This is a genomic window from Kitasatospora sp. NPDC096147, from assembly GCF_044763225.1.
Lineage (GTDB): Bacteria > Actinomycetota > Actinomycetes > Streptomycetales > Streptomycetaceae > Kitasatospora.
Map to the genome: position 1 here is coordinate 107,430 of NZ_JBIWFX010000018.1, position 14,329 is coordinate 121,758.

Genomic DNA, 14,329 nt, shown 5'->3' on the forward strand with positions numbered 1-14,329 from the left:
GCCTGGCGGGCCGTTCCGGCCGTTCGCCGGCCTGCTGCTCGCTCACGGCCGCTCCTTCCCGTCCGGCTCCGCCGGCCGGTCGAACTCGTCGGTGACCTCGATCCGCTGCCCGGCCCCGGCCGTCCAACGGACCGTCAGTTCGCCCAGCGCCTCCGGCTGGTCGAAGTCCACCGCCCGTTCGCGGTAGAGCTCCAGCAGGGCCAGGAAGCGGGCGACCACCACCAGGGTGTCGCCCCCGGCGTCGGCCACCAGCCGCTCGAACCGGGCCTCGCCGAGGGCGGCCAGCAGCCCGGCCACCAGGGCGGCCTGCTCGCGGACGCTGACCGGCGGGGTGTGGATGTGGTCGACGTAGACCACCGGGGCGGGGCGGGGGGTCATCGCCTTCGCCGCCAGCCGGGCGAACTCCTCGGGGGTGACGCCGAGCACCACCTCGGGCAGCAGCGCGGCCAGCCGGGGCTCCAGCGGGACCGCGCGCGGCTGCCGCAGCTGCTCGGCGGCCCAGCGGTCGGCCAGCACGGCGGCGGCCCGCTTGTAGGCCCGGTACTGGAGCAGCCGGGCGAAGAGCAGGTCCCGGGCCTCCAGCAGGGCGAGGTCCTGCTCGTCCTCCACCTCGGCGGCGGGCAGCAGCCGGGCCGCCTTGAGGTCGAGCAGGGTGGCGGCCACCACCAGGAAGTCGGTGGCCGCGTCCAGGTCCCAGTCCGGCCCCATCGCCCGGATGTGCGCCACGAACTCGTCGGTGACCTTGGAGAGCGCCAGCTCGGTGACGTCGAGCTTGTGCTTGGCGATCAGCCCGAGCAGCAGGTCGAACGGGCCCTCGAAGTTGTCCAGCCGCACCAGGAAGCCCGCGCGCGGTTCGGCGGCGGTGGCGGGCGGTGCGGGCGACGGCATGGGCGGGGTCCGTACGTGCGGTGCGGGTGGTGCGTGCGTGCGGGAGGCGTGCGGGTCGAACCTAACGGCCGCGCAGCCGCCGGACCAGGATGCTGGCCTCGCCGCGCTGCTCCAGGTCGGCCAGGACGACCGAGATGGCCTCCCGGACCACCCGTCCCCGGTCCACCGCGAGGCCGTGCTCACCGCGGAGCACCAGGCGGGCGTGCTCCAGGTCCATCAGCTCCTCGGCGGAGACGTAGACGGTGATCTTCTCGTCGTGCCGCTCCCGCCCGGTCGGGCGGCGGGCGCCGCGCCCCCGGGCCCGGGAGCGCCGGGCGGGGTCCTGGGCGCCCTCGCCCTCGGCGTGCTGACGCGGGGTCACCGCGCCCTCGGCCGGGGCCTGCTGGGGCTCCGTACGGGCCTGCGGGACCTCCGCCGCGCCGCCCTCCTCGCCGCCGGGCCGGGCGGTCTCCGTGCGGGGTGCCTCGGGCCGGTTGAGGGAGGGCGACAGCGCCATCCCTCCGGTCGTCCGGAACAGCTCGTCGGCCCCCGGGAGACTCACTCGGCGGGGCGGCACCGGTCGAGCACCTCCCTGGCGAGCTGGCGGTAGGCGGCGGCGCCGACCGAGTTGGTGGCGTAGGTGGTGATCGGCTCGCCGGCCACCGTGGTCTCCGGGAACCTGACGGTCCGTCCGATCACCGTGTGGAAGACGTGGTCACCGAACGCCTCGACCACCCGGGCCAGCACCTCGCGGCTGTGCACCGTGCGGGAGTCGTACATGGTGGCCAGGATGCCGTCGAGCCGCAGGTCGGGGTTGAGCCGCTCGCAGACCTTCTCGATGGTCTCGGTGAGCAGCGCCACACCGCGCAGCGCGAAGAACTCGCACTCCAGCGGGACGATCACGCTGTGCGCGGCGGTCAGCGCGTTCACCGTGAGCAGGCCCAGCGAGGGCTGGCAGTCGATGATGACGTAGTCGTAGTCCGGCAGCAGCGGCTTGAGCGCGCGGGCCAGTGCCGACTCCCGGGCCACCTCGCTGACCAGCTGCACCTCGGCGGCCGACAGGTCGATGTTGGAGGGCAGCAGGTCCATGCCGGGCACGGCGGTCTTCAGCAGCACCTCGTCGGCCGTCAGGCCCCGCTCCATGAGCAGGTTGTAGACGGTGACGTCCAGCTCCATCGGGTTGACGCCGAGGCCGACCGAGAGCGCGCCCTGCGGGTCGAAGTCCACCAGCAGCACCCGGCGGCCGTACTCGGCCAGCGCGGCGCCCAGGTTGATGGTCGACGTGGTCTTGCCGACGCCGCCCTTCTGGTTGCACATCGCGATGATCTGCGCGGGGCCGTGCTCGGCCAGCGGCGCGGGGATCGGGAAGTACGGCAGCGGGCGCCCGGTGGGGCCGACCCGCTCACGGCGCTGGCGGGCTGCATCGGGGGCCAAGGTGGCGGCGTACTCCGGATCGGGTTCGTACTCCGCGTCGGGGTCCTCGTAGGAGCCGTACGCGAAGTCGCCGTAGGCCAGGCCGTGGGTCGGCAGCAGGTCGGCCTCGTCGGCGGTGACGGGTGCGGTGCTCTGGCGCGCCTCGAAGGTGCGGACGGCGACCGAGTGCTCCGCCAGTCCAGGCTGACCACCCCCGGGAGCAAATGTCGACTCATTCACAAGTCGTCTTACCTCCTTGGGCATCCAGGACTGTTGTCGATTCGTCAGCGTGGCAGCATGCCGACGGTTTGCGACTCTAGGCTGTCCGCGGCGTTCGCAGCAACACAATCCACGGTTGTGGGCCGGATGTGTCGGGCTCCCGACCGCTCACTGTCAAGGCTTGCGCGGTCGTCGGACCCCGAGGTTTCCGCGTCGGGTGACGTCGTGCACACAAATTGACACGGTCGCCCGACGGAACGCAAATATCGACAAAGCGAGTTGACGAACCGTCGGCGAACTCCTGCCGCCCGGCCGGCGGCGCGGGCATGCCGAAGCCCCCGGCCGGAACGGATCCGGCCGGGGGCTGACGGGACGTCAGGCGAGGACGCTCTCCAGCGTCACCGACGGCAGGCCGAAGGCCTCGGCCACGGCGGCGTAGGTGATCTGGCCCTCGTGCACGTTCAGGCCCTTGGCGAGCGCGGCGTCACGCTGCAGCGCCTCCTTCCACCCGCGGTTCGCCAGCTCGACCACGTAGGGCAGGGTCGCGTTGGTGAGCGCGTAGGTGGAGGTGTTCGGGACGGCGCCCGGCATGTTGGCCACGCAGTAGAACACCGAGTTGTGGACCTCGAAGGTCGGGTTCGCGTGGGTGGTCGGACGGGAGTCCTCGAAGCAGCCGCCCTGGTCGATCGCGATGTCGACGAGCACGGAGCCCGGCTTCATCCGGGAGACCAGCTCGTTGGTGACCAGCTTCGGGGCCTTGGCGCCCGGGATCAGCACCGCGCCGATGACCAGGTCGGCCTCCAGGACGGCCTTCTCCAGCTCGTAGGAGTTGGAGGCGATCGCCTTGATCTTGGTGCCGAAGATCTTGTCGGCCTCGCGCAGCTTGTTGATGTCGCGGTCCAGCAGGGTCACCTCGTAGCCCATGCCGATCGCGATGGTGGCGGCGTGCCAGCCGGAGACGCCACCGCCGATGACGACGGCCTTGGCCGGGTGGGTGCCCGGGACGCCGCCCGGCAGGGTGCCGCGGCCACCGGCCGGACGCATCAGGTGGTACGAGCCGACCTGCGGGGCCAGGCGGCCCGCGACCTCGGACATCGGGGCGAGCAGCGGCAGCGCACCGTTCGTCAGCTGGACGGTCTCGTACGCGATGGCGGTGGTGCCGGAGGCGACCAGGGCGTCCGTGCCGGCCCTGTCGGCGGCCAGGTGCAGGTAGGTGAAGAGGGTCTGGCCCTTGCGGAGGCGGTGGTACTCCTCGGCGATCGGCTCCTTGACCTTCAGCAGGAGGTCGGCGGCGGCCCACACCTCGTCGGCGCTGGGGAGGATGGTGGCGCCGGCGGCCACGTACTCCTCGTTGGAGATCGAGGAGCCGAGACCGGCGTTGTCCTCGATGACGACCTCGTGTCCGTTGCGGACCAGCTCATGCACGCCGGCGGGCGTGATGGCCACGCGGTACTCGTGGTTCTTGACCTCGCGGGGGATGCCGACCTTCACGACTGAACACGTCCCTCTTGCCTGTGGAACCCGGCCGGGGAACACCGGCGGGAGACGCGCACGGCCAAGCCGCCGGAAGACGCCGGGGCACGCTGCACTGCGCGACTAAGGTCGAGTGTAATGAAGCCCAAGGCATCCGTCAGCCTTACAAACTGAATAAATCAGCTCGGAGCATTGGCAGATTCGTAGGCTTGCCTGGGCCATAGCCTGCCGAACAGGGGCCAATGTGACTTCTCGGACATTACTCCGAAGACGGAAGGACGCGCTCGGCTTCGACCAGCTCCCGCAGCCGTTCCAGTGCCGCGCCGACCGCCCGCAGACCCCGTTCGTCGGCCAACCGCCGCAGTACCGCGAGGGCCGCCCGGTACTCGCGCTCGGCCTCCTCGTACCGGCGCTGCGCCAGATGCGCCTCGGCGACCCGGGCCAGCAGCCGGGCCTCGGCCCGCTGGTCCCCGAGCCCGCGCCGCAGGGCCAGCGCGCGGCCGTACCAGTCCGCCGCGCGCACCGGGTCACCGAGCGCCCGCCGGCTCTCCGCCACGCCCTCCAACGCCCGGGCGCAGGCCAACTCGTCCCCCGAGGTGCGGGCCAGCCCGAGCGCCTGCTGGTACCTGCGCGCACCGGTCTCCCAGTGCCCCGCCGCCGCCTGCAGGTCCGCCAGGTTGAGCAGCGCGGCCGCCGCCCGGCGCGGGCTGCCCCCGCGCTCGGCCACCCGCAGCACCAGCTCGTGCAGCTGGTACAGCTCGGCCGGGGCGGCCCGCCCGGTCAGCGGGAGGGTACGCAGCAGCGCGGTGACCAGCCGGCCGGCCGACCCGTCCAGGTCCGCCTGCCCGATCGCGTCCGCCACCGCCGCGAGCAGCCGCTCGCGCTCCTCGGCCAGCCACTGCCGGGCGTGCGCGGCGGTCCGCAGCCGCAGCGGCCCCGGCAGCGGCTCGGGGCCGGGGCCGCCCCCCGGGTCGAGCAGGGCCCGCGCCGACTCCACCAGGCGCACCAACCGCTCCAGCAGCCGGGCCCGGGCCAGCTGCACCTCCGAGGGCCGGTCCAGCTCCTCGCGCATCCGCACCAGCCGGGGCAGGAAGCGGCCCGGCACCCGGTAGCGCGGGGTGCCGTCGGCCGAGGGCGGCTCCTGCTCCAGCAGTTCACGGTCCGTCAACTTCTGCAGCACGGTGGCGGCTTCGGGCGCCGGGCAGCCCAGCAGTGCGGAGGCGGTGCGCAGGTCCGCCTGCTGCGCGGGGGCCAGCGTGAGCATCCGCAGCATCCGGGCCTGCGGAGCCGGCAGCGCGCGGTAGAGCAGCAGGAAGGCGGCGTCCAGCGGATCGCCGTCGGGCACCGGCACCGGCTCGGCGGCGTCCCGGTCCAGCGGGGGCCGCTCGGTCCTCGGGGCTTCGCGCTGCGGGCCTTGGGGCTCCGGGCCCTTGTGCGTCCGAGCGCCGTCCTTCTGAGCCCCGTCCTTCTGAGTCCCGTCCTTCTGAACCCTGTTCTTCCGACCACTGTCCTTCTGGCCTCGGGGCTCCTGAGCGTCCGCCGTCCGTGCGTCGGACCCGGCCGGGCCGAAGGCTCGCTTGCCGTCCGCCCTCCTGCCCGCCCTGCCGTCCGGCGGCTCCGCGGGCTCACCCCCGGGCTGCTCCGGCGCCGACGGGCCCACGCCCTGGGGAGTGCCGGTCGGCCGGGCCGGCACCGGACCGCCCTCCTTCGCCCGGCGGCGGCCCTCGGCGGTCAGGTCGGTCAGTCCGGCGTTCGCCGCCTCGGTCAGCGCCTTGGTCGCCTCCGTCACCGCCGCCTTCGGCGCGGCCCGCAGCCAGCCCGCCATCAGCCGCAGCGCGGTGGGCCGGGCCGCGCACGCCTCGGCCAGCCCGGCCGTCGCCACCGGATCGGCGGCCACCCGGGTGCCGCCCGCCAGCGCGCTCAACAGCTCGATCGAGGAGCGCAGTTCGAGCCCCCCGAGGATCACCGGGTCGATCCCCTCGATCCCGGTCAGCGGCCCCGCCGTGGTGGCCACCACCAGCGCCTGCGGCGCCACCGCGAGCAGCGGCCACAGCTGCCCGGCGTCCCGGACGTCGTCCAGCACCAGCAGCACCCGGCGCCCCGCCACCGCCTCCAGCAGCGCCCGGCAGACCGGGTCGTCCCCGCCCGCCGTCTCCGTCCCCTCCGGCAGCGCGGCCGGTGGCTCGACGCCCAACTGCTCCAGCAGCGACCGGGCCGCCCGCGCGGGCGGCACCCGGCTCCCGTCCGCCGCCGACAGCCGGGCGAAGGCCGTCCCGTCCGGGTACTCCGCCGCCACCGAGGCCGCGAACCGGACCGCCAGCGCGGTCCGCCCCGATCCCGGCCGCCCCGCCACCACCAGCACCGGGCAGCGACCCGCCACCACCGCGCCCCGCCCCGCCGCCAGAGCCGCCAACTCGGCCCGCCTGCCGACGAACAGGCCGGTCCCCGAGGGGAGTTGACCCACCTCGACCTCGGGCCGCGCGTCCACCGTCGCCGTCTTCCTCGCCACCCGAGCCACTCCCGACCGTCAGCCGACGGACCCCGGCCGGGCCCTGCGCCCGAGCGTAGTTCGGCCCCGCACCCGCACCACCCCGGACACCAGTACTACGAACCACCGAATCACCCACCCGGCGGACCCACCCCACTCGACGCGCGGGGCCCCGCAGGCCAGGCGCCCAGGGGCGCGAGGCACTGCGCGAGTCGGGAGGCACTCCACCTGCGACCGACCCACCGTCAGCCGGTTGCCCGTGCCGCGTTCCACCCCGCACAGTTCCTCGCGCCCCCAGTCACCGCAACCGCACCCCGCGTCCTGCCGGGCTCCAGGTCAGCTGAACGGCCGCGCCGGCCACGGCGAGTCCGCCGGCCGCAGCGCGTCCACCCCGCCCGTGGTGAGCGCCGCGTGCAGCGCCAGCGCCCCGACGGTCAGGGTCGGGTTGTGCAGCTCGCCCGCCAGCACCAGCCGGACCAGCTCGGGCAGCGGCACCCGCTGCACCTCGATCTCCAACTCCTCCCCGTGCGCCGCGTAGCGGTCCCCCTCCGCCGCCGACAGCCCGGTCGCCAGGAAGAGCCGCAGCGCCTCGTCCGTGCCACCCGGCGAGGTGTAGAAGTCGGCCAGCACCTTCCACTCCTCCGCCTTGCAGTGGGCCTCCTCGAAGAGCTCCCGCTGCGCCGCGTGCAGCGGGTTCTCCCCCGGCACGTCCAGCAGCCCGGCCGGCAGCTCCCAGAGCCGCTGCCGCACCGGGTGGCGGTACTGACGCAGGATCAGTACCCGCTGCCGCTCGTCCACCGCCAGCACCGCCACCGACCCGGGGTGGGTCTGGTAGTCCCGCCGGGCGTAGCTGCCGTCGGGCATCAGCACCTCGTCGGTCCGCACCCCGGTGACCTTCCCCCGGAACGGCTCCGAACTGGCGCGGACGGCCCACTCCTCCGCCTCGTCCCGGATGTCCCACTGCTGAGCGTCAGTCATGGCCACTCCCCTTCTCGTCAGTCAGACATTAACCCACATGCGAACGGCGGCCGTGCGAAACGCACGACCGCCGTCCGTGAACCGCGCGGAAAACTACTCAGCGCCGGTCTTGATCTTGATGGCCGCCGCCACCAGACCCGCGAACAGCGGGTGCGGGCGGGTCGGCCGGGACTTCAGCTCCGGGTGCGCCTGGGTGGCGACCAGGTAGGGGTGGACCTCGCGCGGGTACTCGACGTACTCCACCAGGTCACCCTTGGGCGACAGGCCGGAGAACTGCAGGCCGGTCTTCTCCAGGTCCGCCCGGTAGGCGTTGTTGACCTCGTAGCGGTGGCGGTGGCGCTCCTCGACGTACTGCTCGCCGGCGTACACCTCGCGGACGATCGAGCCCTCGGCCAGCTTGGCCGGGTAGAGGCCGAGCCGCATGGTGCCGCCCAGGTCGCCCTTGCCGTCCACGATGGCCAGCTGCTCGGCCATGGTGGAGATGACCGGGTACTTCGCGGCCGCGTCGAACTCGGTGGAGTTGGCGTCCGGCAGGCCCGCCAGGTTCCGGGCCGCCTCGATGACCACGCACTGCAGGCCCAGGCACAGGCCCAGCAGCGGGACGCGGTTCTCGCGGGCGTAGGTGATGGCGGCGACCTTGCCGTCCACGCCGCGGTCGCCGAAGCCACCGGGGATGCAGATCGCGTCCACGTCGCCGAGCTGCTCCTGCGCCCCCTCGGGGGTCAGGCAGTCGTCACTGGTGACCCACTTGATCTCGACCCGCGCGTTGTTGGCGAAGCCGCCCGCGCGCAGCGCCTCGGTGACCGAGAGGTAGGCGTCGGGGAGGTCGATGTACTTGCCGACCAGCGCGACCTTGACGATGTGCTGGGGCTCGTGGACCCGGCGCAGCAGGTCGTCCCAGGTGGTCCAGTCCACGTCGCGGAAGGCCAGGTCCAGCCGGCGCACCACGTACGCGTCCAGGCCCTCGCCGTGCAGCACCTTGGGGATGTCGTAGATCGACTTGGCGTCGATGGCCGCGACCACGGCCTCCTCGTCCACGTCGCACATCAGCGAGATCTTGCGCTTGATGGCCTGCGGCACCTCGCGGTCGGCGCGCAGCACGATCGCGTCGGGCTGGATGCCGATGTTGCGCAGCGCGGCCACCGAGTGCTGGGTGGGCTTGGTCTTCAGCTCGCCCGAGGGGCCGATGTACGGCAGCAGGGAGACGTGCACGAAGAAGACGTTGTCCCGGCCGACCTCGTGGCGGACCTGGCGGACGGCCTCCAGGAACGGCAGCGACTCGATGTCGCCGACGGTGCCGCCGACCTCGGTGATCACCACGTCGACGTCCTCGGTCGCCATCCGGCGGATCCGGGACTTGATCTCGTTGGTGATGTGCGGGATGACCTGGACGGTGTCGCCCAGGTACTCGCCGCGCCGCTCCTTGGCGATGACGGTCGAGTACACCTGGCCGGTGGTGACGTTCGCCGAGCCGTGCAGGTTGGTGTCGAGGAAGCGCTCGTAGTGACCGATGTCGAGGTCGGTCTCGGCGCCGTCGTCGGTGACGAAGACCTCACCGTGCTGGAACGGGTTCATGGTGCCCGGGTCCACGTTGAGGTACGGGTCGAGCTTCTGCATCGTCACGCGCAGGCCGCGTGCCTTGAGCAGGGCACCGAGGCTGGAGGCGGTGAGGCCCTTGCCGAGCGACGAGGCGACACCCCCGGTGACGAAGAGGTGCTTGGTCGTCACGGCGCGGCCGTTCGCTGCCTTGCCGGAATGGGGCTGTGCCAAGAGGGGGCTCCCGTGGGTCGCGTGTCGAGGTGTAACGCCGGTGGGGCGGCCACCGGGGTGCCGGTTACGACGAGGAGTTCGCACTCGGCCGGGAGCCTCTCGGCTGCTCCGGCGGGGTCGTCGGGGTCGGCGGTCCGGGGCGTCTGCCCACCAGTCCACGGGATACCAGGGTATCAGCGGGCCGGACCTGACGGCGTCCCGGGCGGTGTGGCCCGTCCGTGTGACGTTCATCCACCGTTCCCTCGACACTGGATGGACTGGCCCGGAAGGATCAACTCCGGGTGGTCCGAGTGGATCATCCGGGCTGACCCGTTCGGACCAGTTTGCGGGCAATCAGTGGGCTTGCGTCGGGTTCGGGCGATCTGCGCGTGCCCTGCCCAAGCCGCCCGAAGTATCCTGCACGGACGCATCGCCGACAGCACAGCACGACGCGGAGGGCGAGGGGGCCGGACGACGCCCCTCTCGGTCCCCGATGCGCGACCGGATCCTCCCGTACCAGTTCACCCGTCCCAGGTCAGGGGCCCACCACGGCCCCGCCCCGGTGGCCACCAGCCCCGCCCGCCCAGGACGGCTCCGGTTCCGCAGCGCCCGCGCGCGCCCGCCCGTCGGTGGCCGCCGAGCACATCTTGCGAACTGGAGAACCGAACGTGGCCGGCCGTATCGAGGACTACGCACTCATCGGGGACATGCAGACCGCCGCCCTGGTCAGCAGGGACGGGGCCGTGGACTGGCTCTGTCTGCCCCGGTTCGACTCGCCGGCGGTCTTCGCCGGGCTCCTGGGCACCGACGAACACGGCTTCTGGCGGATCGGCCCCGCCGAACCGGTCACCGCCCCGGACGCCGACACCCCGGCCGCCCGTGCGGCCCTCACCGACACCGGCGACCTGCGGATCCCGCCGCCGACCGCCGCCGCCCCCGCCGTGCCGGCCGACCGGCGCCACTACCGGGGCGACTCGCTGATCCTGGAGCAGGAGTGGGACGCCCAGGGCGGCACCGTCCGGGTGACGGACTTCATGCCGCCGCGCCCGCTGGCCGGGCTGGACGCGGTGCCGCAGATGATCCGGATCGTGGAGGGCGTCTCCGGCCGGGTCCGGATGCGCTCGGCACTGCGGATGCGGTTCAGCTACGGGCGGGTGGTGCCCTGGGTGCACCGGGTCGAGCAGCCCGACGGCGGGCACCGCACGGTGGCGGTGGCCGGGCCGGACTCGGTCTGGCTGGACGGCGAGGCCGAGACCTACGGGCGGGACCTGACCACCTACGCCGACTTCACCGTGGCCGAGGGCGAGCGGATCGCCTTCGCCCTCACCTGGCAGGCCAGCCACCTGCCCGCCCCCGCCGCCCCGGACGCCGAGGCGGCGCTGGCGGACACCGTGGAGTTCTGGCGGGACTGGGTCTCGCACTGCACCTACCAGGGCCCCTACCGGGAGCCGGTGGTCCGCTCGCTGATCACCCTCAAGGCGCTCACCTACGCCCCCACCGGCGGCATCGTGGCCGCGCCCACCACCTCGCTGCCCGAGGATATCGGCGGCGAGCGGAACTGGGACTACCGCTACACCTGGCTGCGGGACGCCGCCATCACCCTCTCCTCGCTGCTGCGGACCGGCTACCGCGAGGAGGCCCGCGCCTGGCGCGAGTGGCTGCTGCGGGCGGTCGCGGGCGACCCGGAGAACCTGCAGATCATGTACGGCATCGCCGGCGAGCGGGAGCTGAAGGAGTTCGAGCTCGACTGGCTGCCCGGCTACGAGGGCTCGCAGCCCGTCCGGGTCGGCAACGGCGCCGCGAACCAGCTCCAGCTGGACGTCTACGGCGAGGTGGTCGAGGCCCTGCACCTGGCCCACATGACCGGCCTGACCCGCAACGACCACGCCCACCTGCTCCAGCTCAAGCTGATCACCTACCTGGAGCAGCACTGGCGCGAGCCGGACGAGGGCATCTGGGAGGTGCGCGGCCCCCGGCGGCACTTCGTGCACTCCAAGGTGATGGCCTGGGTCGCGGTCGACCGGACCATCAAGCTGATCGAGCAGACCCCGGCCGAGGGCCCGCTGGAGCGCTGGAAGGCACTGCGCGACGAGATCCACCGGGACGTCTGCGAGAAGGGCTACGACCCGGAGCGCAACACCTTCACCCAGTACTACGGCGGCAAGGAGCTGGACGCCTCGCTGCTGCTGATCCCCCAGGTCGGCTTCCTGCCGCCGGACGACAAGCGGGTGATCGGCACCATCGAGGCGATCCAGCGCGAGCTCTCCACCGAGGACGGCTTCGTGCTGCGCTACCCGACCCACGACGACCAGGGCAACAACGTGGACGGCCTCTCCGGCCACGAGGGCGCCTTCCTGGCCTGCTCGTTCTGGCTGGCCGACGACCTGGCGATGATCGGGCGGGTGCAGGAGGCCAGGGAGCTGTTCGACAAGCTGCTCTCGCTGCGCAACGACCTCGGGCTGCTGGCCGAGGAGTGGGACTCCAGGGCGCAGCGGCAGGTCGGCAACTTCCCGCAGGCGTTCAGCCACGTGCCGCTGATCGACACCGCGCTGCGGCTGACCGCCAGCGCGGGCGCCTACCTCTCGGCCCAGCCGGACGGGCGCGGGCGGGAGCAGGCCACGCTGTGAGGCACGCCTCCTGACGGAGCGTCGGGCGCCCGGCTACGCGCCGGGCGCCCTTCGCGCGCTCCGGCCCCGGAGCGGCCTCACGCTCCGTCAGGGACCGGGGGCTCCGTCTCACGCTCCGTCAGGGACCGGGGGCTCCGTCTCACGCTCCGTCAGGGACCGGGGGCTCCGTCTCACGCTCCGCCAGGGACCGGGGGCTCCGTCTCACGCTCCGCCAGTGACTGCGGGCTCCGCCGCTGCGGCGTCGGGCAGCGGGCCGTCGGTGATCCGGCCCAGCCGGCGGACCAGCTGCTCCACCGTGTCGGTGGGCGGCCAGGGGAAGTCCGGCAGAGCGGCCCGCAGGGTGACCTGTCCGTGCAGCGCCGTCCAGAGCGCGACCGCGTCGCCGAACGGGTCGGTGCTGGCCGAGCGCCCGGCCGCGACCACCGTCTCCAGGCTGCGGACCAGGCCCATCAGGGCCTCCGGACCCTCCGGGCTGGCCGGGGTCCGGCAGGCTCCGGTGGCGAGCCGCTGGGGGGCCGATCCGAAGATGATCCGGTAGCAGGCCGGCTCCCGGGTGCCGAACTCGACGTAGGCCGCGCAGCCCGCGAGCAGCGCGTCCACCGGGTCGGCGATGCTGTCCCGGGCCCCCGTGGTCATCCGGTTCAGCCGGTCCAGGGCCTCGGCGACGACGGCCTCGACGACCGCCTCGCGGTCCGGGAAGTGCCCGTAGATCGAGGGTGCGGCGATGCCGACCTCGCGGGCCACCGCGCGCAGGGTGACCGCCTCCTTGGAGCCCTCGCGCTCGATCAGGGCGATCGCCGCCCGGACGATCTCCTCCCGCAGCCGGGTGCCCTCACCCCGGCGGTTCCTCGGCCTGGCCGGTGCCTCCTGCTGCTCCATGGGCGTGACTTTACACCTGTTAGGTCAAGGCGCTAGCTTCTCCGACGACAGCTAACAGTCGTAAGGTTACGAGAGTTAGGGGACTCCCGTGTCCACCTCCGCCGTGCCCGATCCGCGTCGCTGGCGAGCGCTTGCCGCGCTCTGCTCCTCGCTGGTGGTGGTGACCATCGACAACACGGTGCTCAACACCGCGCTGCCGGCCCTGGCCGACGCCCTGCACGCCTCCACCGCCGACCTGCAGTGGATCAACAACTCCTACACCCTGGTCTTCGCCGCGATGCTGATCACCGCCGGCGGCCTCGGCACCCGGATCGGCCAGCGGCGCTCCCTGACCGTCGGCCTCGCGGTCTTCGCGCTCGCCTCGGCGGTGGCCGCGCTCTCCGACTCGGCGGCCCAGCTGATCGCCCTGCGCGCGGTGATGGGGCTGGCGGCGGCCTTCGTGATGCCCGCCACCCTGTCGGTGATCGTGACGCTCTTCGACGAACGGGAGCGGCCCAAGGCGATCGCCGTCTGGTCCGCCACCGCCGGGCTCGGCATCGTGATCGGCCCGATCGCGGGCGGCCTGCTGCTGGAGCACTACTCCTGGAGCAGCGTCTTCTGGATCAACGTCCCGCTGGTCGGGGCCGCGCTGGCCGCCGCCCTGCTGCTGATCCCCGCACTGCCGGGCCGCCGCACCGGCCGCCTGGACGTGCCCGGTCTGCTGCTCTCGGCGCTCGGCCTGGCCGCCCTGGTCGACATGATCATCCAGGGGCCGGAGCGGGGCTGGCTCTCCACCACCTCCCTGGCCGAGGCCGCCGCGGCCGTGGTGCTGCTCGGCATCTTCGTCCGATGGGAGCTGACCACCCCTCAGCCGATGATCGACCTGCGGATGTTCGCGATCCGCTCGGTCAGCCTGGCCGGGGCGGTGCTCGCGGTCACCTTCTTCGCCCTGTTCGGCCTGCTCTTCGTCTACACCCAGTACCTCCAACTGGTGCACGGCTACAGCCCGTTCAAGGCCGGCCTGGGCGCGCTGCCGTTCGCCCTGGCGATGGCCGCCACCTCGGCCACCAGCGCCGTCACCACCGCGCGCTTCGGCACCCGGAACGCGGTCACCGGCGGGCTCACGCTGATGGCCCTCGGCCTGGCGGGCCTCTCGCTGACCGAGGTGGACACCCCGTACGCCCGGCTCTGCGTGGCCATGGCCGTGGTCGGCGCCGGGATGGGCCTGGTGATGGCCCCGGCCAGCGCCACCGCGATGACCGCGATCCCCCGCGAGAAGGCCCCGATGGTCAGCGCCTTCAACGGGGTGGCCCGCGAACTCGGCGGCGTGCTCGGCATCGCCGTGGTCGGCACCGTGGTCTCGGCCGGCTACCGCGACCGCCTGCGCACCGCCCTGCCGGGCGTCCCGGCCCCCGCCGACGCCGACCTGCCGTCGGCCCACGCCGTCGCCGCCCACCTCCCGACCGGCCCGGCCGCCCGCCTCGTCGAAGCCGCCGACCAGGCCTTCACCACCGCCATGCACGCCGGCACCTGGACCTGCGCCGGCATCGCCCTGGCGGGCGCCCTGGCCGCCTACCTGCTGAACCGTCCCGCCACCCCGGCCCCGGCTCCGGCCTCGGACGAGGCGCTGGTCTGACCGGGCCGCGCGCCCGGGTCG

10 protein-coding genes are annotated in these 14,329 nt (G+C 73.4%); 2 read left to right on the forward strand and 8 right to left on the reverse strand.

Annotation, left to right across the window (positions count from 1 at the left end):
* Positions 1-42 precede the first annotated feature (42 nt).
* From ACIRBX_RS34525 to ACIRBX_RS34555, 7 genes are all read right to left on the reverse strand, one after another.
* Positions 43-888: a segregation and condensation protein A gene (locus ACIRBX_RS34525; protein ID WP_402303515.1), complete on the reverse strand. Its 846-nt coding sequence runs from the start codon at positions 886-888 to the stop codon at positions 43-45.
* 61 nt (positions 889-949) lie between these two features.
* Positions 950-1,384, reverse strand: coding sequence for a hypothetical protein (locus tag ACIRBX_RS34530; RefSeq protein ID WP_402303516.1), 435 nt, complete (start codon positions 1,382-1,384; stop codon positions 950-952).
* 41 nt (positions 1,385-1,425) lie between these two features.
* Positions 1,426-2,520: a ParA family protein gene (locus ACIRBX_RS34535; RefSeq protein ID WP_345285170.1), complete on the reverse strand. Its 1,095-nt coding sequence runs from the start codon at positions 2,518-2,520 to the stop codon at positions 1,426-1,428.
* Positions 2,521-2,874: 354 nt separating this feature from the next.
* Positions 2,875-3,990, reverse strand: coding sequence for an alanine dehydrogenase (gene ald / locus ACIRBX_RS34540; protein WP_402303519.1), 1,116 nt, complete (start codon positions 3,988-3,990; stop codon positions 2,875-2,877).
* Between the two features lie 241 nt (positions 3,991-4,231).
* Positions 4,232-6,481 carry an AAA family ATPase gene (locus ACIRBX_RS34545; RefSeq protein ID WP_402303521.1) on the reverse strand — a complete coding sequence of 750 codons (2,250 nt, stop codon included), beginning with the start codon at positions 6,479-6,481 and terminating at the stop codon, positions 4,232-4,234.
* A gap of 315 nt (positions 6,482-6,796) precedes the next feature.
* Positions 6,797-7,438, reverse strand: a complete 642-nt coding sequence (locus ACIRBX_RS34550; protein ID WP_402303524.1) for an NUDIX domain-containing protein — start codon at positions 7,436-7,438, stop codon at positions 6,797-6,799.
* A gap of 93 nt (positions 7,439-7,531) precedes the next feature.
* Positions 7,532-9,166 (reverse strand): CTP synthase, encoded by a 1,635-nt coding sequence (locus tag ACIRBX_RS34555; RefSeq protein ID WP_402303526.1) that lies wholly within the window; start codon positions 9,164-9,166, stop codon positions 7,532-7,534.
* Between the two features lie 689 nt (positions 9,167-9,855).
* Between ACIRBX_RS34555 and ACIRBX_RS34560 the strand changes: the two genes are divergently transcribed.
* Entirely contained in the window at positions 9,856-11,814 is a 1,959-nt protein-coding gene (locus ACIRBX_RS34560) for a glycoside hydrolase family 15 protein (RefSeq protein ID WP_402303528.1), read from the forward strand.
* 201 nt (positions 11,815-12,015) lie between these two features.
* Here the strand turns inward: ACIRBX_RS34560 and ACIRBX_RS34565 are convergent, their stop codons facing one another.
* Entirely contained in the window at positions 12,016-12,693 is a 678-nt protein-coding gene (locus ACIRBX_RS34565) for a TetR/AcrR family transcriptional regulator (RefSeq protein ID WP_402303529.1), read from the reverse strand.
* 88 nt (positions 12,694-12,781) lie between these two features.
* Here ACIRBX_RS34565 and ACIRBX_RS34570 point away from each other — a divergent pair, with 88 nt between their 5' ends.
* On the forward strand, positions 12,782-14,308 hold the full coding sequence (locus ACIRBX_RS34570; protein WP_402303532.1) for an MFS transporter: 1,527 nt from the start codon (positions 12,782-12,784) through the stop codon (positions 14,306-14,308).
* Positions 14,309-14,329 lie beyond the last annotated feature (21 nt).